The sequence below is a fragment of the Methylophaga sp. UBA2513 genome (assembly GCF_002341285.1).
GTDB lineage: Bacteria > Pseudomonadota > Gammaproteobacteria > Nitrosococcales > Methylophagaceae > Methylophaga > Methylophaga marina.
This window is the reverse complement of record NZ_DDNT01000010.1, coordinates 56830-78555: the sequence shown is the minus strand read 5'-3', so window position 1 is coordinate 78555 and position 21726 is coordinate 56830. Positions and strand designations below refer to the sequence as shown.

At 43.7% G+C, this 21726-nt stretch carries 18 protein-coding genes; 15 read left to right on the top strand and 3 right to left on the bottom strand.

Features of this window, described 5'->3' with window-relative positions:
* Nucleotides 1-105: 105 nt before the first annotated feature.
* The 14 genes from B3V56_RS06205 to folC all read left to right on the top strand — a co-directional run bounded on the left by B3V56_RS06205 (nt 106) and on the right by folC (nt 15734).
* Nucleotides 106-2256, top strand: a complete 2151-nt coding sequence (locus B3V56_RS06205) for an ABC transporter substrate-binding protein (RefSeq protein WP_284722425.1) — start codon at nt 106-108, stop codon at nt 2254-2256.
* Between the two features lie 88 nt (nt 2257-2344).
* Nucleotides 2345-3109, top strand: a complete 765-nt coding sequence (pomA, locus tag B3V56_RS06200; protein WP_284722426.1) for a flagellar motor protein PomA — start codon at nt 2345-2347, stop codon at nt 3107-3109.
* 20 nt (nt 3110-3129) lie between these two features.
* Complete coding sequence (locus B3V56_RS06195; protein WP_286304985.1) at nt 3130-4026, top strand: flagellar motor protein MotB; 897 nt, start codon at nt 3130-3132, stop codon at nt 4024-4026.
* A gap of 10 nt (nt 4027-4036) precedes the next feature.
* Nucleotides 4037-4627 (top strand): YceI family protein, encoded by a 591-nt coding sequence (locus B3V56_RS06190; protein ID WP_286304984.1) that lies wholly within the window; start codon nt 4037-4039, stop codon nt 4625-4627.
* A gap of 15 nt (nt 4628-4642) precedes the next feature.
* On the top strand, nt 4643-5281 hold the full coding sequence (leuD, locus tag B3V56_RS06185; RefSeq protein ID WP_289282074.1) for a 3-isopropylmalate dehydratase small subunit: 639 nt from the start codon (nt 4643-4645) through the stop codon (nt 5279-5281).
* Between the two features lie 41 nt (nt 5282-5322).
* Nucleotides 5323-6393: a 3-isopropylmalate dehydrogenase gene (leuB, locus tag B3V56_RS06180; RefSeq protein ID WP_284722430.1), complete on the top strand. Its 1071-nt coding sequence runs from the start codon at nt 5323-5325 to the stop codon at nt 6391-6393.
* Nucleotides 6394-6413: 20 nt separating this feature from the next.
* Nucleotides 6414-7436 carry an aspartate-semialdehyde dehydrogenase gene (locus tag B3V56_RS06175; RefSeq protein WP_286304981.1) on the top strand — a complete coding sequence of 341 codons (1023 nt, stop codon included), beginning with the start codon at nt 6414-6416 and terminating at the stop codon, nt 7434-7436.
* Between the two features lie 33 nt (nt 7437-7469).
* Nucleotides 7470-10067, top strand: a complete 2598-nt coding sequence (locus B3V56_RS06170) for a FimV/HubP family polar landmark protein (RefSeq protein WP_289284065.1) — start codon at nt 7470-7472, stop codon at nt 10065-10067.
* 15 nt (nt 10068-10082) lie between these two features.
* A complete protein-coding gene (gene truA, locus B3V56_RS06165) occupies nt 10083-10862 on the top strand; it encodes a tRNA pseudouridine(38-40) synthase TruA (protein WP_284722433.1) in 780 nt (259 codons plus the stop codon).
* Between the two features lie 36 nt (nt 10863-10898).
* Nucleotides 10899-11513 (top strand): phosphoribosylanthranilate isomerase, encoded by a 615-nt coding sequence (locus B3V56_RS06160; protein WP_284722434.1) that lies wholly within the window; start codon nt 10899-10901, stop codon nt 11511-11513.
* Nucleotides 11506-12726 carry a tryptophan synthase subunit beta gene (gene trpB / locus B3V56_RS06155; protein ID WP_284722435.1) on the top strand — a complete coding sequence of 407 codons (1221 nt, stop codon included), beginning with the start codon at nt 11506-11508 and terminating at the stop codon, nt 12724-12726. Before B3V56_RS06160 ends, trpB begins: the two co-directional genes overlap by 8 nt.
* A 10-nt stretch (nt 12727-12736) precedes the next feature.
* On the top strand, nt 12737-13558 hold the full coding sequence (trpA, locus tag B3V56_RS06150) for a tryptophan synthase subunit alpha (protein ID WP_284722436.1): 822 nt from the start codon (nt 12737-12739) through the stop codon (nt 13556-13558).
* A gap of 19 nt (nt 13559-13577) precedes the next feature.
* Nucleotides 13578-14432: an acetyl-CoA carboxylase, carboxyltransferase subunit beta gene (gene accD / locus B3V56_RS06145; protein WP_284722437.1), complete on the top strand. Its 855-nt coding sequence runs from the start codon at nt 13578-13580 to the stop codon at nt 14430-14432.
* Nucleotides 14433-14438: 6 nt separating this feature from the next.
* Nucleotides 14439-15734: a bifunctional tetrahydrofolate synthase/dihydrofolate synthase gene (folC, locus tag B3V56_RS06140; RefSeq protein ID WP_289281728.1), complete on the top strand. Its 1296-nt coding sequence runs from the start codon at nt 14439-14441 to the stop codon at nt 15732-15734.
* Nucleotides 15735-15736: 2 nt separating this feature from the next.
* On the opposite strand, the gene B3V56_RS06135 is transcribed toward folC, so the two are convergent.
* From B3V56_RS06135 to trmB, 3 genes are all read right to left on the bottom strand, one after another.
* Nucleotides 15737-17542 carry an AMP-dependent synthetase/ligase gene (locus B3V56_RS06135; RefSeq protein ID WP_289284064.1) on the bottom strand — a complete coding sequence of 602 codons (1806 nt, stop codon included), beginning with the start codon at nt 17540-17542 and terminating at the stop codon, nt 15737-15739.
* Nucleotides 17543-18772 carry an OmpP1/FadL family transporter gene (locus tag B3V56_RS06130; protein WP_289281799.1) on the bottom strand — a complete coding sequence of 410 codons (1230 nt, stop codon included), beginning with the start codon at nt 18770-18772 and terminating at the stop codon, nt 17543-17545. It abuts the gene before it with no gap.
* An 84-nt stretch (nt 18773-18856) separates the two neighbouring features.
* Nucleotides 18857-19546 (bottom strand): tRNA (guanosine(46)-N7)-methyltransferase TrmB, encoded by a 690-nt coding sequence (trmB, locus tag B3V56_RS06125; RefSeq protein ID WP_286304975.1) that lies wholly within the window; start codon nt 19544-19546, stop codon nt 18857-18859.
* A 341-nt stretch (nt 19547-19887) separates the two neighbouring features.
* Here trmB and edd point away from each other — a divergent pair, with 341 nt between their 5' ends.
* Nucleotides 19888-21711: a phosphogluconate dehydratase gene (edd, locus tag B3V56_RS06120; protein ID WP_286304974.1), complete on the top strand. Its 1824-nt coding sequence runs from the start codon at nt 19888-19890 to the stop codon at nt 21709-21711.
* Nucleotides 21712-21726: the final 15 nt, after the last annotated feature.

Below are 21726 nucleotides of genomic sequence, written 5' to 3'. Positions count from 1 at the left end.
AGCGGGATAACTTACCTGATTTTGGGGATGACGGAAAGGGCAAGCATGCAGTAATCTTCTACTGGTATGATGCAGACACTATCTAATGTTCCGCAATGAGGTTGTATGAGATTGATATATTGCTTGCTCGCTATCGTGCTGTTTTTCACAACAGCCTGTGATAAGGGGGCGATAAATTCACCTTATCCTGAAGCGTCCAGCGATGAAGAGATCCTATACGCTGCTTTTTCTCTACGACCCAAACACTTGGATCCTGCCAGATCCTACAGCGCAAACGAGGTCATCATTACTGGCCAGGTTTACGAACCGCCATATCAATACCACTACCTGAAAAGACCTTATCAACTAGAGCCCCTGGCAGCTGAATCAATGCCTGATGTAGTCTACCTGGACAAGGATAATCATCCTGTTAAGGAGACTGATGATGATATTGCATACTCAATTTATACGATTCCCATCAAACAGAATATTTATTACCAGCCACACCCTGCATTTGCCAGAGATGAAAACGGTGTCTGGCTGTACCATAACTTAACCGATGAAGAACTCTCTGATATAGAAGATTTAGCAGATTTTGAGCAAACAGATACCCGTAAACTGGTGGCAGATGATTTTGTATATCAGATAAAGAGATTGGCTCATCCCGAAATTCACTCACCGATACTTGGTGTGATGTCAGAGCATATTGTTGGACTAAAAGACTATGCTCAGAAGTTAAGAGATCTTCGTAAAAAAGGCGACGTAGTCGATCTTCGTCAGCATGACATCAGTGGCGTCAACATCGTTGATAACTACCATTATCAAATCAAGGTCTATGGCAAATATCCACAACTCGATTATTGGTTAGCCATGCCTTTTTTTGCCCCAATCCCTTGGGAAGCAGAACAGTTTTACTCACAACCAGGCTTGATAAATAAGAACATAACCCTTGATTGGTACCCAGTCGGAACGGGTCCTTTTTATATGACTGAAAATGATCCAAACCGACGCATGGTACTGACTAAAAACCCTCATTTTCATGGCGAGCGTTATCCAACAGAAGGGGAGGAAACGGATCGGCAAAATGGTCTGCTGAACGATGCAGGAAAATCGCTGCCTTTAACAGACAAAATTGTGTTTACCCTTGAAAAAGAAAGTACCTCTTATTGGGGGAAATTTATGCAAGGCTATTACGATGTAAGTGGCATTAGTTCAGACAGTTTCGAGCAAGCCGTGAATGTGTCAGCATCAGGTGAGTTTGGTTTAAGTGATGTCATGAAAGAGAAAGGAATAAAGCTTGAAACAGCCATTGCGGCGACAAGTTTCTATACTGGATTTAATATGCTGGACCCCGTTGTCGGTGGCTACACAGAGCGAGCAAGGAAACTTCGGCAAGCTATTTCAATCGCTATTGATCAAGAGGAATATATTTCTATCTTTGCGAATGGGCGAGGCATCCCCGCCCAAGGGCCCATTCCTCCCGGTATTTTTGGTTACAGTGAGGGAAAATCAGGTATTAACACACACATATACAAATGGGAGAAGGGACAAGCTGTTCGTAAATCGCTTGACGCTGCTAAGCAACTTTTAGCAGAAGCGGGTTACCCCAATGGCAGGAACGAGAAAACTGGCGAGCCGCTCGTTATTTACCTGGATACCACGGCGAGTGGGCCTGATAGTAAAGCCGATTTAGATTGGATACGTAAGCAATTCAAAAAACTCAAAATACAACTCGTCATCAGAAGCAGTGACTACAATCGTTTTCAAGATAAAATTCGTCGTGGACGAACCCAGTTATTCCAATGGGGCTGGAACGCAGATTATCCTGATCCGGAGAATTTCTTATTTTTACTTTATGGACCCAATGGCCGAGCAGAATTTGGTGGTGAAAATACCGCCAATTATCACAACAAAGAGTTTGATATGCTTTTTGAGCAGATGCGAACGATGTCGAACAGTCCCGAGCGCCGATCTATCATAAACCGTATGGTTGAGATTGCTAGAAAAGACGCGCCATGGATCTGGGGCTTTCATCCAAAACAGTTTTCGCTTTATCATCAATGGAATCATAATGTTAAGCCTAACTTAATGGCGAATAACACATTGAAATATCGCCGTATTGATGCGTCATTACGTGAAAAACTTCAGTCTGAGTGGAATCAGCCGATACTCTGGCCATTAGGCGTCGTACTTATTGTCATTATGCTGATGGTTCTGCCTGCGTTTTTAATTTACAGAGCTAAGAAGCATAAAAAGCATCGTTTTCCTTCGTCATAGAGGAGATTTTTACTATGCGATTAGGTAGAATGCACTGCCAGTGCTACGGCATTTCATTGATGAGTTTCTAGTCTTAGGGAGTAATTGAGTGGATTTAGCTACACTGCTAGGTTTTATTGCGGCTTGGAGTCTGATTATTGCAACGATTGCTCTTGGTGCAGCAGCCGGTGTATTCATCAACATGCCTTCATTAGCGATTGTCATAGGCGGCACCTTTGCGGTGGTATTGATGCGCTTCACTCTAGGACAATTTCTTGGCTCGTTTAAGACAGCAATGAAAGCGTTCTTATACAAATCAGAGTCACCTCAAGAAATCATTCAATCTGTTGTTGAACTAGCCACCATTGCAAGAAAAGAGGGCTTACTTGCACTGGAAAGACAGGAGGTGGCTAATCCCGTTTTGGCAAAAGGTATACGCATGCTGGTTGATGGACATGAACCAGCGGTAGTCAAAAAAGCACTGGTTACGGAAATGAATGAAACCGTTAACCGTCACTCTATAGGCCAGCAAATCTTCAAAACGATGGGGGATGCTGGTCCAGCTATGGGAATGATTGGTACATTAGTCGGTTTGGTACAAATGTTGTCAAATATGTCCGATCCGAAATCCATTGGCCCTGCCATGGCTGTGGCATTATTAACCACACTCTATGGTGCAATGTTAGCCAATATGTTCGCTCTGCCTGTGTCTGATAAGCTCGCTTTACGTAGCAGTGAAGAGTTGATGAATAAGAGTATTATCATTGAGAGTGTAATGGGGATTCAGGAAGGTCAAAACCCGAAAGTATTAGGTGAGCTGTTACAAAACTTCTTACCAGCGTCTAAGCGTGATACTGACGAACCAGCTGCCTAGTTGGTCTCGGTTACATAGAAATGAGTGAAGATAGCCCAAGACCTAAAAAGCAAGACGAAGGCTTACCCGCCTACATGGGCACATTCGCAGACTTAATGTCATTGCTGATGTGCTTTTTTGTTTTGTTATTATCCTTTGCTGAAATGGATGCCTTGAAATACAAGATGGTGGTGAAATCTCTTGATAATGCTTTTGGCGTTCAGCGAGAAGTCATCGCTGATGCTGTGCCCGTTGGTACCAGTATTATTGCTCAAGAGTATAGTCCAGGTGAGCCTAAACCGACGCCGCTTAAGGTAGTGAGACAAGAAACCATCGATGATACCCGTGAAAAAATCAAGGTAACAATGGATGAAGAAGAGGTCGCTCGACAACAGGCCCAGGAAATAGCGGAAGAAACCCAGAAATTTCGTGAAGCATTAGATGAAGAAATTAAAGAAGGTCTAATTGAAGTAGAAAGTCAGTTCAGTCGTATTGTGATCCGAATTCGAGAAAATGGTTCGTTTCCATCTGGTGACGCGAGATTGAACCCTGGCTTTAAACCTATTCTTAGAAAAATACACGACGTTTTAGTGAGTACGGGAGGTCAAATTGCTGTCGCTGGCCACACGGATGATGTACCGATTAATACGCCAAGATATCGATCAAATTGGGAACTATCTACCTCAAGAGCCACCTCTGTAGTACATGAATTGTTAGAACCTGGGGATATGAAACCAGAACGTTTTGTTTTAGAAGGGTATGCGGATACCAAACCATTGGTGCCTAATAATTCACCTGAGAACCGTGCGATTAACAGACGTGTTGAGATTATTGTGCTGAAATCGCCGGTTGAAGAAAGTTTAACCCGATCAATTGACGAACTGATCAACGAGCATGATGCTGTTGATGGTTCAGTGTCTACTATTATCGAACGATGAGGGAAGAAGAATGAGAAAAATGCATATTTGGGTGTCGACACTCAGTATACTCCTGGCAAGCTCGGTAGCTTCTGCAACACAATGGCAGATAAACAACAACGAGTCTCAAGTGAATTTTATTTCAACAAAAAAGGTGAACATTGCTGAGGTTCATCAGTTTGACAAAATTGCTGGTAACTTAGCTGAAACAGGTGAGTTTTCTCTTGCCATTGATTTGGCATCGGTAAATACAGGCATAGAAATTCGCGACAGTCGCATGAAGGAGTTTCTTTTCAATGTCGCTGACTTTCCTAAAGCGACGATTACAGCTCAGCTGTCACCAGAACAAATAGCACAGATTACCGTTGGGCAGACAAAACCATTATCTATTGATGGTTTTTTTGAACTGCATGGGCAAAAACAAGAAATGACATTTGATGTGCTTGTGACCAAAGTAACCGAAAATGAGTTGCTAGTGGTCTCTTCTCATCCTGTTATTTTGAGTGTTGATGATTATAAGTTGGCACAGGGTGTAGAAAAATTACGTGAGCTGGCTGGATTACCAAACATAAGCCATGCTGTGCCGGTAAGTTTTTATTTAACGTTAAACGCGACGAACTAAGAGGTATTCCTCGCAATGCAAAAATTTTCAGTTGAGACTGGCATCGTTATTCCATTGGATCGCCCCAATGTCGATACCGATGCCATTATCCCCAAACAGTTTTTGAAGTCAATCAAGCGCACTGGCTTTGGTCCGAACTTGTTTGATGAGTGGCGTTATCTTGACCATGGTGAACCAGGACAAGATAACAGTGGACGGCCTTTAAACCCTGATTTTGAGCTTAACCAACCACGCTATAAAAACGGGACTATCCTGCTAGCGCGTGAGAACTTTGGTTGTGGTTCAAGTCGTGAACATGCTGTCTGGGCACTGGATGATTTTGGCATTCGCGTTATTATTGCCCCCAGTTTTGCAGATATCTTTTTCAGCAACACTAGTAAAAATGGTATTTTGGCTATCACTCTGGAAGAGACGCTAATTGACAAACTGTTTGAGCAAGTAGAGGCGATGCCTGGCTACCAACTGAAAGTCGATTTACCAGAACAAAAAATCACGTTACCTGATGGTGAGTCGATTGACTTTGAGGTTGATGCATTCAAAAAGCACTGTCTAATCGAAGGGCTTGATGATATTGGTCTCACCTTACAGCATCAAGATGATATCAAGGCTTATGAAGAAAAGCGCAAGCAAGAAGCGCCCTGGTTATTCTCATAAGATAAATCTCTAATTCAGTAAATTATTTAAAGATATAAAAAATGACAAAAAAGATTGTAGTTTTGCCTGGTGATGGTATTGGTCCTGAAATCGTAGCTGAAGCAGTCAAAATTTTAGAAGCATTTCGTCAAGAGGGGCTAGATGTCTCTTTGGAATATGGCCTCATTGGTGGAGCAGCATATGATGAAACTGGTACACCGTTACCTGACGAAACGCTGCAGATGTCAAAGCAGGCCGATGCGATTTTATTAGGTGCTGTCGGGGGCTACAAATGGGAGTCACTTGATATCAGCGTCAGACCAGAAAAAGGTTTATTGGGTATCCGCTCCGAATTGAATTTATTTGCCAATTTACGTCCGGCAATTTTATATCCGCAGTTGGCAGAAGCTTCTACACTAAAAGCTGATGTGGTGGCTGGTCTGGATTTGATGATTGTGCGTGAATTGACGGGTGGCATTTATTTCGGTCAACCACGTGGTATCAGAACGTTGGAGAATGGCGAAAAGCAGGGTTTCAATACACTTGTCTATCGTGAAAGTGAGATTAACCGAATCGGTAAGGTCGCTTTTGATATTGCGAGCAAAAGACAAGGTCGAGTTTGTTCTGTAGATAAAGCAAATGTGCTGGAAAGCACAGAATTGTGGCGTGAAACTATGACAACATTGTCTGAATCTTATCCTGACATTGAATTGAGTCATATGTATGTAGACAACGCAGCCATGCAATTAGTTCGAGCACCCAAACAGTTTGATGTGATGGTGACGACTAATATGTTTGGTGACATTTTGTCTGATTGTGCATCAATGTTAACTGGCTCGATTGGCATGCTGCCTTCCGCCTCGCTTGATGAAAACAGCAAGGGTATGTATGAACCGATTCATGGTTCTGCCCCCGATATTGCTGGACAGAATATTGCCAACCCACTGGCGACAATTTTGTCAGCTGCTATGATGTTACGTTACACACTCGATGAAGCTGCAATGGCTGATCGAATTGAAAAAGCTGTGAGTAAAGTACTGGATGATGGACTTCGTACTGCGGATATCTATTCTGAAGGTATGACAAAAGTGTCCACCTCTGAAATGGGTGATGCGGTATTAGCAGCGTTATAAATTAAAACAAAAGGTGTATTGTGAATAAAAAAGTAGATGTTGCAGTAGTAGGTGCTACAGGGGCTGTCGGTGAAGCCATGTTAGAAATTTTGCACCAACGTCAATTTCCAGTAGGTAAGGTATATGCACTGGCAAGCGAACGTAGTGCAGGCTCTACAGTAAGTTTTGGTAACAAATCCATTATTGTCGAAGATCTGGCTGAGTTTGATTTTTCTAAAGTACAAGTTGGCTTGTTTTCTCCAGGTGCTAGTGTCTCTGCTGAGTATGCCCCTAAAGCCGCTGCGGCTGGCTGTGTGGTCATCGATAACACATCACAGTTCCGTTACGATGATGATATTCCGCTTGTCGTGCCAGAAGTAAACCCGGAAGCCGTTGCTGATTACAAAAATCGTGGCATCATTGCCAATCCGAACTGTTCAACCATCCAAATGATGGTCGCATTAAAGCCTATCTATGATGCCGTCGGTATTACACGCATTAATGTCTGTACATATCAAGCCGTTTCTGGCTCTGGCAAACCAGCGATGGATGAACTGGCGAAACAGACTGCAGATTTATTGAATGGTCGCCCTGTTAAGGCAGAGGTTTATCCTAAACAGATCGCTTTTAATGTTCTGCCTCAGATTGATGTATTCATGGACAATGGCTACACCAAAGAAGAAATGAAAATGGTCTGGGAAACACGCAAAATTATGGGCGATGAGTCTATCCAGGTTAACCCAACCGCTGTTCGTGTTCCTGTTTTCTTCGGCCACTCAGAAGCCATTCATATTGAAACGCGTGACAAGATCACTGCTGAACAATGTAAAGCACTTTATGAAAAAGCAAACGGTATTGTCCTGCTTGATGAACGTAAAGATGGTGGTTATCCAACAGCAGTGACAGAGTCTTCAGGTCAGGATCCTGTATTTGTCGGACGTATTCGTGAAGACATTTCCCATGATAAAGGACTGGATTTATGGGTTGTTGCTGATAACGTACGTAAAGGTGCGGCACTTAACAGTGTTCAAATTGCAGAAGTGTTAGTAGAAAAGTACCTTTAAAATAAGCTAGATAAGGAAGTTAAGGGGATGAAAATGAAGAAACAGCTTTTTGCCAGTATCGCTGTCGCATCAACGATAGGCTTTTTCACCCCCTTAACGAGTTATGCGTTTGGTTTGGGCGAAATTAAAGTCATGTCAGCACTTAATGAGCCCTTCAAAGCAACGATTGATATCAACTCACTCTCTACAGAAGAAAAAGAGAGTTTTGAAATCAGAATCGCCTCAAATGACGAGTTTGAAAAAGCAGGATTAGACCGAAGTTATATCCTGAGCCAGTTAAAGTTTGATGTTGTTGAGCAATCAGGAAAGCCTCGCGTTTTAATCACTTCGCAACTACCTGTAAAAGAACCTTTCTTGGACTTTTTGCTAACAGCCTCTGCTGGAGGTGGAAAACTCATCAGAGAGTACACGGTACTTCTTGATCCACCTGAAGTGTTGATGTCATCTCAACGCACTACTCAACAAGCTGCATCTACACCTTCTGTGAATAAGGCTGACACATCTACAGAAGTGAATAATGTTAATACTGTTTGGGCTAATGGTGGTACATATGGTCCTGTTGCCAAAGCCGATACCTTATGGAATATCGCTCTAAACACTCGTCCTGATGAGTCTGTCTCCGTTCAACAGATGATGTTGGCGCTGGTGAATGCTAATCCAGAAGCGTTTGTTGATAACAATATAAATGGACTTAAAGCAGGTTATACGCTGTCTATTCCTGACAAATCTGCGATATTAGCCAAATCACAGGCACAGGCATATCAAGCCTTCAAAGCACAGAATGAAGCATGGCGCCAGCGAAATACTGTTACGAACAAACCCGCGCCAACACCAGCGGTGATTCAACCATCCACTGATGAATCTGAGCCAGCGGCTGAGGATACAATAGACGCCAACACTATCGATAACACGAATGCAGATAATAGTGAAAGTAGTGAACAAATCGAAGACGATGCTGCTGAACAAGCGCGTCTGAAGCTCGTTGCACCTGAACAAAGTAAAACGACGGAAGATGATGCGTCACCGAACCTGGCTGGCAACGAAAAAATTAATGCATTGACTGAACAGTTGACGCTTGCTCAGGAAACGATAGAGGCACAAGCGCAGGAAAACATAGACTTCAAAGCGCGTATGGATGCCATGGAAGAGCAGTTGGAGACCATGCGTAGACTCATTTCTCTTAAAGATGCTGATCTCGCTAGATTACAGGATATGCTGGAAGAGAATGAACAGAACAACGCTGCCGGGGACAATACCGAAGCTGAGCCTGATTTAGAGCCGTTAGCTGCTCCTGATGACACTGCTGCTGACGCTAATACTGATACAAAGAACAATGAAACAGCCGATGCTCCGCTTAGTACAGAACAAGCTCAAGCTGAATTGAGTGAAGAATCCAGTGAGGAGCTGGTACCCGCTAATTTAGTCGATAATATCAAACGGTTTTTAGCTGAGTATAAATTGCAGGTTGGTGGCGCATTACTTGTTTTCCTTCTCTTGTTGCTATTACTGGCTAGAAGAAAAAACAAGGAAGACGAATCGTTTACAGAAGAGACCATAACTGTTGGGGGAATGCCCGTTACTGATGATACACAAACATCGCTCTCTGATTACGCTAATGAGGCGTCAGTTGAAGAGCCAGTGACGGAGCATGAGCCTAAAGATGAAACGCTAAATCAGGAATCCTTACCACAGAAAAGTGTGATGGAGCTCGTTGAACAAGCTGATATGTTTGTTGGTTATGCGGATTATGCTCAAGCAAAAATTGCGCTCGATCAAGCAAAAGCCAGAGAGCCTGATAATACTTTAGTGGCATACAAATTATTGTTTGTGTTGTACAAACAAAAACAAGTTGACGACTTTATTGCTCTTGCTGAAAACACAGACTTTGATGAAGAAAGTATTGAATGGGATGAAATAAAACAATGGGGAGCACAACTGGCCCCAGAGCATCCTTTATTTCAGGCTGAAGAGACAGCGGATACGGAATTTGTCTCAGACGAGTCAACAGAACCAGAAAAGACTATTGATGATGTTGCAACAGATGAGCAACTAGATTTTAAACGTCAAGACGAAGTGGATAATGTGTCTATCGATGTAGATCTATCAGAAGAAGACAGCGATGACACACCATTAGAGTTTTCAACGGTCAATATAGCTTCTGATATAGAGCAGCAAAACCACATCAATGCTGAAGACACTCAGCTTGAAGACACGTTGACTGAAGAAATTGATAATGAGTCAGAAGATCATATTGAGGATGATTTGCTCTCGTTTGATACTGGTACAACATTTGGTACACATCAAGAAGAAGATGATAATAATGAAGAAGAGAACATAGTCGAGCATGATTCGCTTCTTCCGTTTGAGCCTGGTGCATCATCTTCATTGGATCCAGAGCGTGTTGATATCGCACCATTTGACAGTGATCTTAATGATGAGGCTGATATCGAATTTGATATTGGCGATATTGATGAAATTGATGAGGCAGAAACCAAATTGGATCTGGCTTCAGCTTACATCGATATGGACGATCCTGAAGGCGCGACCAGTATTCTCAAGGAAGTCATTGCCGAAGGAAATGACGAACAGAAAGTGCGTGCCCAGACTATTCTCGACTCATTATCAGACTAAAAGAGAGAGGAATTAGTGAGAATAGCACTCGGCATAGAGTATGCCGGCACGTATTTTTGTGGTTGGCAAATTCAGTCCCATTCCAGAACCGTACAAGGTGAACTGCAAAAGGCGGTTTCTGTTGTTGCTAACCATCCGGTTGAAGTGTATGCCGCTGGACGCACCGACACAGGTGTCCATGGCCTAAATCAAGTGGTGCACTTTGATACAGACTCAATCAGAGAAAAGCGAGGCTGGCTTTTAGGTATCAATGCAAACTTACCTAAAGATGTGAATGTCACTTGGGTAGAGTTTGTAGATGATGATTTCCATGCCAGATTTTCCGCTATCAAACGAAGCTACCGGTATCTGATCTTAAACCGTCTGAGCCGGTCATCAATTCATCAGCATAGAATGTGGTGGCACTATCCGCCATTAGATATTGAAAGGATGCAGGCCGCTGCGGATCAATTAGTTGGACAACATGATTTCTCAGCATTTAGAGCGAGTGAGTGCCAGGCAAAAAGCCCAATCAAGACCTTAGATAAAATTAGCATCAGTCAGCAACAAGACTGTATTGCGATTGATGTCGAAGCACTATCATTTCTACATCACATGGTAAGAAACCTTGTTGGTGTCATGACAGCTATTGGCGATGGTAGTAAACCTGTTGAATGGGCTGGTGAGGTCTTGCGCAGTACCGATAGAAGTCAAGGTGGCATAACTGCGCCAGCAGAGGGGTTATATCTGGTGGATGTTCGTTATCCAGAGCAATATTCAATCCCGGCAGTGTCAGCTTTTCCGGTGCTCTGGTAAAGTAACAGCTCTATTTAAGAGTAACCATAGAAACAGATGAGAACCCGAGTAAAAATATGCGGCATAACTCGTCAGCAAGATGCTGATTTTGCAGCAGAATCTGGAGCTGATGCGATTGGCTTAGTATTTTATCCTCCAAGCCCAAGAGCCATATCTTTTGCGCAGGCAAACACGATTACAGCTAATTTGGCGCCATTTGTTTCAAAAGTGGCACTCTTTGTTGACCCTGATAAAGACCTGGTTTCACGCTGTCTTGACGAGTTATCGGTTGATATACTTCAGTTCCATGGTGATGAAAGCCCTGATTTTTGTCACCAATTTGAGATGCCATATCTCAAAGCGGTAAGAATGCGAGATGGTGTAAATCTTCAAGAAGTAGCTGACGACTATTCAACAGCTTCGGCGTTACTTCTTGATACCTATCAACCAGGCTTACCTGGTGGAACAGGCAAAACATTTGACTGGTCTCAGATCAGTCGTATTGATAAACCCATTATTTTAGCGGGTGGTCTACATGCATCTAATGTGTTGCAGGCTATCCATCAAGTGCAGCCCTATGCAGTCGACGTCAGTGGTGGCGTTGAAAGTGATAAGGGGATAAAAAGTCATGAAAAGATCAGCACTTTTATGAGAGAGGTGGCAAATGCTTAAAGAGCATATTCACGATTATTACAAAACATTCCCTGATGAGCGTGGACATTTCGGACCTTATGGAGGTCGGTTTGTTGGTGAGACGCTTATGGGTGCGATATATGAGCTTCAACAAGCTTATGAGCAATATCGTAACGATCCCAATTTTCTGGCAGAAATGGACAAAGACCTGAGCACCTTTGTAGGGCGTCCATCACCTCTCTATCTCGCCGAGAATTGGACACAGAAGTTAGGCGGCGCTCAAATTTATTTGAAACGTGAAGATCTCAATCATACTGGCGCGCACAAAGTTAACAATACTATCGGTCAGGCCTTATTAGCCAAGCGTATGGGTAAGAACCGCATCATCGCTGAAACAGGCGCTGGTCAACACGGTGTGGCGACAGCAACGGTCGCTGCCAGAATGGGCTTGGAATGTATTGTTTACATGGGCGCAGAAGATGTTGAACGTCAGGCTCAGAATGTATATAGAATGAAACTGCTCGGTGCACAAGTGGTGCCGGTGGAATCAGGCTCACGCACATTAAAAGATGCGCTTAATGAAGCGCTACGTGATTGGGTGACCAATGTCGATGATACATTTTACATCATAGGTACTGTTGCTGGCCCCCATCCTTATCCTGCTATGGTAAGAGATTTTCAATCTATTATTGGACGTGAAGCGAAGCAGCAAATGCTGGATATCAATGGCAAACTACCAGATGCATTGGTTGCTTGTATTGGTGGCGGTTCTAATGCGATTGGTCTGTTTCATCCATTCATCGAAGATGAGTCTGTTGAAATGCATGGTGTGGAAGGCGCTGGACATGGGATTGAAACAGGTCAGCATTCAGCACCACTTTCTGCGGGAAGACCAGGTGTTTTACATGGAAACCGTACTTATCTGATGCAAGATGACAATGGTGAAATCGTAGAAACGCATTCAATTTCAGCTGGACTGGACTATCCAGGTGTGGGCCCTGAGCATGCTTGGTTGAAAGATATTGGTCGAGCAAATTATGTGTCGGTAACTGATGAAGAGGCGTTAACTGCTTTCCATGAGCTTACACGCACCGAAGGTATTATTCCTGCACTTGAGTCAAGCCATGCGTTGGCCTATGTGAAAAAATTGGCACCGACCATGTCTCCAGAGCAAACAATAGTAGTTAACCTGTCAGGGCGTGGTGACAAAGATATGCATACCGTTGCCGCCATGGCTGGATTAAAATTCTAAGGAAGTCATAATGAGTCGTATAAGTCAGTGCTTTGAGAAACTGAAGACAGATGGTCAAACAGCACTTATTCCCTATATTACTGCCGGCGATCCTGAACCTTGGGTAACCGTGCCATTGCTCCATGCGCTGGTCGATGCAGGTGCCGATATTATTGAACTTGGTATCCCTTTTTCTGACCCGATGAGTGATGGTCCTGTCATCCAAAAAGCATGTGAAAGAGCGCTTAAGAACGATGTCAGCATCAAATCTGTGCTGACAATGGTGAAAAAGTTTCGTGAGAAAAACACAGAAACACCCATCGTCTTAATGGGCTATGCGAATCCTATTGAAGCTGTGGGATATGCAGAGTTTGCTAAACTTGCTCAAGAAGCAGGTGTTGATGGGGTATTAACTGTTGACGTACCTCCCGAAGAATCAGTTGAGTTTCGTGAGATCATGGATCAGCATGATATTGATACCATCTACTTGGTGGCACCAACGACATCGGCAGAACGTATGTCAATGATTGCTTCTTTTGCGCGTGGATTCATTTATTATGTTTCCATTAAAGGGGTGACCGGCTCGGCTTCGCTAGACGTGACAGAAGTCAATGATAAACTCAGTATGCTGCGTGAAAGAACGGATTTACCGCTAGGTGTTGGTTTTGGTATCCGTGATGGTAAGTCTGCAGCAGCAGTTGCCGAGATTGCCGATGCGGTGGTAGTAGGTAGTACTCTGGTTAAGTGCATCGAAGAACATGCACAACGACTTGAAGAGCTGCCAGTTGCAGTTGCAGGTCTGTTAGCTGAAATGCGCCATGCCATCAATGCGCGTGATTTAGCAAAAGCATAAAAATAACGAAGGTGACAAAATGAGTTGGTTTGAAAGATTACTCCCATCCAAAATTCGTACAACTGTGCGAAGTCGTTCAGTGCCAGAAGGTGTCTGGTGTAAATGTCCAAGCTGTGACAATGTACTTTACCGTGCAGAACTTGAACGTAATTTGATGGTATGTCCTAAGTGTGATCATCACCAGCGCATTAATGCCAGAACACGGCTGGAAAGCTTTCTGGATGAAGAAGACCGTAAAGAAATCGCCGCTGAAGTTAAACCTGTCGACACACTGAAGTTCAAAGACAGTAAACGCTATAAAGATCGTCTTACCCAAGCACAACGAACAACAGGCGAAAACGATGCTTTGTTGGCAATGCAAGGTAGAGTCAATGGTTTACCATTAGTTGCAGTCAGTTTTGATTTTAACTTTATGGCTGGATCGATGGGATCTGTCGTAGGTGAAAAATTTGTTCGAGCAGCCAAAGTCGCGCTGAAAAATAATATTCCGTTGGTCTGTTTTTCTGCGAGTGGTGGTGCGCGCATGCAAGAAGGCTTATTGTCTTTAATGCAAATGGCTAAAACCAGTGCGATCCTGACTCAGTTAAGTAATGCAGGCATTCCATTTGTATCAGTCATGACTGATCCGACAATGGGTGGTGTATCTGCGAGTTTAGCGATGCTCGGTGATATCAATGTGGCTGAACCTAATGCGCTTATTGGTTTTGCTGGTCCACGTGTTATTGAGCAAACCGTCCGTGAAACACTCCCGGAAGGCTTTCAAAGAGCAGAGTTTCTGTTGGAACATGGTGCGATTGATATGATTATTGATCGTCGTCAAATGCGAGATAGATTATCCAATATCCTCAGCATGCTTCAGCATCGTGCAGCATAGAACTGTATGCGGTTCAGCACATTGCCACAATGGTTGGCGTGGCAGGAAAAATTACACTTCACTGAAATTGATCCAGGCTTAGATCGTATCGCTCTTGTATGGCAAAACATGCAAGGGCAGACAAAGTTACCATTCAAATTGGTGACGATTGCTGGTACTAACGGTAAAGGTTCCTCAGTTGCTATGACCAGTAGCATTCTGATGGCGGCCGGTTATAAAACTGGGACCTATACTTCGCCACATCTGCTAGCGTATAACGAACGTATAGCTATCAACGGCCAACCCTGCTCAGACCAACAGATTTGTGATGCCTTTGCTCGTATCGATGAAGCACGTGGTGACATTTCACTCACTTATTTTGAGTTTGCCACACTGGCCGCGGCGGAAATCTTCAGGCTTGAAAAAGTGGATATTGCCGTCCTTGAAGTCGGTATGGGAGGGCGTTTGGATGCTGTCAATTTGTTTGATACAGATATCGCGCTTATTACCCCAATTGGGCTCGATCATACCGCCTGGTTAGGCGATACGCGTGAGAAAATCGCTTATGAAAAGGCGGGCATTATTCGCCCTATGACGCCCGTTGTCTGTTCAGAGACAGTGCCTCCCAGTAGTCTGCTCGAACATGCCCGGAAACAAAATGCGCCTTTATACAAAGCAGGTGAGTCGTATCAGTATTCACAATTGAATGAGGATAGCTGGAGCTGGCAAGCTACTGGAAATGAAGCCAGAGTATTACCTTATCCTGCCTTAGTGGGTGATTACCAGATACAAAATGCCGCAGCCGTCGTGCAGGTTTGTGAGTTGTTGAAAGAGCAGGGATTAACCATCACCGATACGGCTATTTTAAATGGACTGAAGCATGTCAATCTGGCTGGCAGATTTCAAGAGATCAATCGTGACAATGTGACGCTTATCCTTGATGTAACACATAATCAGCAAGGGGCTGAAAACCTTCACAAATTACTTTCACAGCGAAACTGTAAAGGTAAAACATATGCTGTGTTAGCTATGCTGAAAGATAAGGATTGTCAGTCGGTTATCCAGATCCTGCAAAAGGATATTACACATTGGTTTTTTGCAGGATTGGATGGTGACCGAGGTATGGATGCTGAGTCTCTGGCAGCAAAAGCAATATCTTCATCCGAGCTTGATAATTATAACTGTTACACCACCGTGAATGATGCCTACCAACATGCCTTACAGAAGGCAGAAACAGATGATCGGATTTTGATATTCGGATCATTTCATACTGTAGAGGCTATCATGCGAATTCTTCCTGAGTTTAACCTCAAAAATAAATAAGCTTAGTTCTGATAAAACCCATCAATAAGTTGTTGATTGGCCTCAACAAGTTTTGCACGTTTTATTTTCATGGTTGGCGTTAGCATGCCATTTTCTATTGTCCAAGGTGAGAGAGTGAGATGCACCCGGCGAATCTTGGCATAGGCAGGAAAGTCATGTAACAAGCCTCTGAACCTCTGAATGATATGTTGTTGCAGGCTTTTATCAGTAAGGCTATTTTTATTCATTGCATCTAGCTTCAACCTTTGTGCAAGTTGAAGCCACTGTTCTGCATTCAAGACAACAAGTGCAGAGAGAAAAGGCTTGCCTTCACCCACTACCAGGGCCTGTTCAAATAACTCATCACGAGTGATAGCCATTTCCATATCCACTGGCGAGACCTTCTCACCATTACTCAATACCAGAATGTCTTTAATTCGGCCGGTAATGAAGATATGTCCACTCTCAGCTATACGCGCTTGATCCCCTGTATGTAACCAGCCTTCAGCATCAATGGTATTCGCTGTTGCTTTATGGTTATTCCAGTAACCCAACATATTGCCAGGGCTTTTGACCAAAAGCTCGGCATTGTCACCTATTTTTGCTTCCACAGATGGAATGGGTTGACCCACACTAAACGGTTCATTTTCTGAAGTTCTATTCACGCTAATGACGGGACTTGTTTCCGTTAAACCATAGCCTTGTAAAAGATTGATCCCCATGCCGATGAAGAATTCAGCAACATGATGTGGAATGGCGGCTCCGCCTGTAACAGCGATTCTTAATTGTCCACCGAAAAGGGCTTGTATATTTTTGGCTACTATTTTCTCTAATACAGGCATGAATAGAAAACAAGGAGACCAGCGATGACGACGTTGAGCGTGGAGAAAAGATGTCCAGCCTATATGAGATGTCAATTTGAGCAATAAGCGTTTGTACCAGGGCTGTGATGACACAGAAGACTGTATACGTTGATAGATGCGTTCAAAAATACGTGGTACAGCAATTAATACAGAGGGTTTCAGCTCTTGAATATCATTGGCTAATTGTGGAATGCCTCTGGAAAAAGCCACTCTAGCGCCTGTCATCATGGGTAAATAGTAACCGGCCGTTCTCTCCAGTGTGTGCGATAGGGGGAGAAAGGATAGAAAAAGATCATCTGACCGAACTTGAAAGCACTCAAGTGAAGCGCTGGCAACAGACAAAATATTATAATGACTGAGCATAACGCCCTTGGGTTTACCTGTGGTGCCTGAAGTGTAGATGATCGTGGCTAATTGATGAGGATCTGCCTGCCAATCAATCAAGGCCGGGTTAGTATCCGTTCTCAACCATTCATTCATGTATACCGCTGGTGCATCAAGTATATTTTCACCAGTAGTTTTGATAATCACACGTTTGAGTTGATGTTCGTCTGATAACGAAGGTTTCAGACGTTGCCATTGATGCTGGTTTTGTAAAAATAAACATCTGACATCAGCATCTTGCAAGATAAAAGCAAGGCTATCAGGCCGATCATCTGGGTAGAGTGGGACTGTAATGAGACCAAGACTTAAGGCTGCCTGATCGAAAAACACCCATTCCTGACAATTTTTCAAATTTAACGCGACCCGGTCGCCTGATCTCAGACCTTCTGATTTCAGTGCATGTTGCCAGATAGCTATTTGTTGTGCAGCCTCTGACCAAGTGGTGGTTTGCCACTGTTGAGTATCTGCACAAAAATGTGAATAGGCTGTGCTGTTGGGGGTTTTTCTATGCCGCTCTCTGAATAGGCCGTATAAAGTCTGAGCAGAAGCTATAGAAATATAATCTGTTGTATCCAATGACATTTACATTAACCAACGAAGTTGAACTCCTAACAAATCAACACTGACATCATAATCACCATTAAGACTATGACTTCCGTCGGACTCTCTTATCGAAGGATTGCTTGCAAATAAATGGGCATAGCCTGCATCGATAACCAGATTGTCAGAATAGTTATAGGTGGCGCCGATCGCTAACCATTTTCTGTCATTGTCAGGTATTCGCGCAGTGCGTCGTTCGGCATTGGGAACGGGTGTTTCATCGTAGGCAATCCCTGTACGAAATTGCCATTTATCACTGTATTGATAATTCAAACCAATCCCATATCGCATGCTGTTATCCCAGTCTTCTGCTTTGGTACTGGTGAAGGCGCCACCATCTGATTCAATAGCAAGCTCTTCAAAACGGCTCCAACGGGTCATCGTGGCATCAGCCATAACGGACCATTTATCATTGAGCTGATGATGGATAGCAAGTGAGAGCGTTTCTGGTAAATCCACATCGCCCTGAATATCTTGTTCGATCTTGCCTATCGGTGTCGTGACTTTACCGTCCCCTTCAAGCGTATGCGAAATTTTAGAGCGATAAGCTAGAGCCAGACGTGTTTCCGGCGTCATCTGATACATAATGCCTAAGTTATAACCATAGCCCCAGTCATCCGCTTCCAATTTTACTTTTCGATCAGGAGCGCCAAATCGATCTGTCATCTGTGACAGTGTGAGATCAATGTATTCTGCACTCACACCAAATCCAATAGAGAGTTTATCTGTCGCTTTGAAAGCAATGCTTGGATTGAAATTGATGGTTTTGAGATCCGATTTCACAGCAAAATAACGGCCCACCCAATTTTCGTTATATTCAGTGACTAAGCCAAAAGGAGCCGTCACACCAAAGCCGATTGCGACTTTGTCATTAAGTGGTTTCGCAAAGTAAAAGTTAGGTACAACTGCATTGTTACCTGCATCACCATAGTCACCCCCATTTGCTGGAGAGCTCGTACCGTCGTTATTGAATTCGGTATTGGGTGCTATGTAGTTAAGTGCGAAGTCCATCTCGGCTTGTTTTAGATATACCAGGCCGGCCGGATTAAAAAAGACGGTACTGCCATCTTCAGCTGCTGCAGCACTGCCGGCGAAAGCTCTTCCTAAGCCTGTCACACTTTGCTCGATAATGGCGAAGCCTGCACCAAAACTAGCACTGCTCATGGTACTGAGTAAAAGGAAACTGGGTGCTTTTAGGATATTTAATTTCATAGTCAATTACTTGCAGCTGGTTTTTGAACAAGTTGATAAAGTATCTCAAGCACCTGACAGGTGCAAGCTTTTATCAATCTCAGCTTATATCCGCTTAAAAACCAAATCCCAGACACCATGTCCCAAGCGATGACCACGTTGTTCAAATTTGGTCAGGGGACGGTAATCAGGACGTTCGATGTAAGTATTGTCGTGGCTTGTATTTTGAAAACGAGTATTGGAGGAGACATCTGCAAGCATTTGTTCCGCATAATCTTGCCAGTCTGTTGCCAGATGTAAATGGCCACCATGTTCTAATTTGTCTGCCAGGACATTGACAAACTCAGGCTGGATAATTCGCCGTTTGTTGTGGCGCTTTTTATGCCACGGATCAGGAAAGTAAATTTGAACACGGGCGAGAGCCTGATTTTTGATGCGCTGTTTAAGAAGTTGAACAGCATCGGTGCAAGCAACCCGGACATTGCTCAGCTGCTCATCGTCGATACCTTTGAGTAACTGACCGACACCAGGACGATGAACCTCTATGCCTATATAGTCATGATCTGGATGATTCTTAGCCATCTCAATCAATGAGGCACCATTACCGAAACCTATTTCGATAACTTTAGGTGCGGTGCGACCAAAAAGGGCATTGAGATCAGATAAATCTGTGTCGTCTTCAATACCGAAAATGGGCCAGTGATTATCCAGAGCGCGCTGTTGTCCGGGTGTCAGACGGCCTTCACGGCGAACAAAACTACGTATTTGTCGCATCGCTTTTGTTTCAGTTGTCATAGTATTTTCGGTAAAAAATTAAAGCCGGATATGATACCTGAAGCGCTATTAGATAACACGAGGAGCAAAACTTTTTTGTCTCTTTCTCATCAGCTGAAAGGCAGAATGTGAAGTTCATCACAGCCAGCATTTCTGCCATATTGCGTCGTGTTTGAAATAATAATAATGAGAATTTGATACTTTTTCATAGCGCATTTGCGGGGTAAGTTTTTGATAACAGCGTGCTAAAAATGAGTATTAGCGTTATAATATCGGGTCTTTACGTAGATTCTTAAGGGTACCCCGAACCCGCAATTATCTTTGCATATATTCAGGCAAAGCATTTAAGAGAGAAGGAAAGTATGGTTCATCCAGTTTTAGAAGCCGTCACCAATGACGTCATCGAGAGAAGCAAAAAAACACGGGATATTTACCTGGCCCGTATTGATGAGGCAATTCAAAAAGGCCCTCATCGTGCTGTATTGGGCTGCGGTAATTTAGCTCATGGATTTGCTGCCTGCTCGATGTCAGAGAAAGCAGACTTAGCTGCTGATCAAAAAGCCAATATTGCGATTATCTCTTCCTACAACGACATGCTATCAGCGCATGAGCCGTTCAAAGATTTCCCAGCAATCATCAAGAAAGCAGCCACTGAAGCAGGTGGGGTAGCCCAGTTTGCTGGTGGTGTTCCAGCCATGTGTGATGGTATTACACAGGGTCAACCCGGCATGGAACTCTCACTTTTCAGCCGTGACGTTATCGCTATGGCGACGGCTGTTGGCCTAAGCCACAACATGTTTGATGCGGCAATGTACCTCGGTGTTTGTGACAAAATTGTCCCTGGTCTGTTGATTGGTGCATTGAGTTTCGGTCATTTACCGGCCGTTTTCGTTCCAGCTGGCCCTATGCCGAGCGGCTTACCCAATAAAGAAAAAGTACGTATTCGTCAGCTTTATGCTGAAGGCAAAGTAGGCCGTGACGAATTACTGAAAGCTGAGTCAGAGTCATACCACAGCCCGGGTACATGTACATTCTACGGCACAGCGAATAGTAACCAGATGATGGTTGAAATGATGGGGCTTCACCTTCCTGGTAGCTCATTCATTAATCCAAACACGCCACTGCGTGATGCATTAACCAAACGCGCAACCGAACAAGCACTCAAATTTACAGCATTGGGTGATGATTATCGTCCGATTGGTCACATGATCGATGAGAAAGCGATATTGAATGCCTTGGTTGGTCTGTTAGCCACAGGTGGTTCAACGAATCACACTATTCACTTAATCGCGATTGCACGTGCAGCTGGCATCATCATTAACTGGGACGATTTTGACCGTCTGTCAAAAATCATCCCATTAGTGACACGTATTTACCCGAACGGTACTGCCGATGTGAATCACTTCCAGGCTGCTGGTGGTATGGGTGTATTGATTCGTGAATTATCTAAACACGGCTTAATGCATACTGACATCATCACCATCGGTGATGAGAAAGGCATGGAGCAATACACTAAAGAACCGACACTGAAAGACGGTACTTTGACATGGGAAGAAGGTCCTGAAGCCTCACTTGATACTGATGTTATCGGTAGTGTTCCTGCACCGTTTGCTACAAGTGGTGGTTTACACCTTATCAAAGGTAATCTTGGTCGTGGTATGTCTAAGATATCTGCCGTTGATCCTAAACATCAGGTTGTTGAAGCACCTGCGATGGTCTTTGATAATCAAGACCATGTCGTTGAAGCATTCAAACGTGGTGAAATGAATAAAGACGTGATTGTTGTCCTGCGTTTCCAAGGACCAAAATCAAACGGTATGCCTGAGCTGCATAAACTGACACCACCATTAGGTGTATTACAGGATAAAGGCTTTAAAGTCGCGCTTGTGACTGATGGCCGTATGTCTGGTGCATCGGGTAAAGTGCCTTCTGCTATTCACTTATGTCCTGAATGTGCTGATGGTAGCATCCTCACCAAAGTACGTGATGGCGATATGATCCGTCTTGATACACAACGTGGTGAGTTGAATGTGTTGGTCGACGAAGAAGAACTGAACTCACGTATGGCTTGTGTACTGGCTAATACTGAACATCACTATGGCATGGGCCGTGAACTGTTTGATAGTTTCCGCCAAGGCGTTTCATCAGCTGAAACAGGTGCCATCAACATGTTTAATGTCGAATAATTATTTGGAATAAGT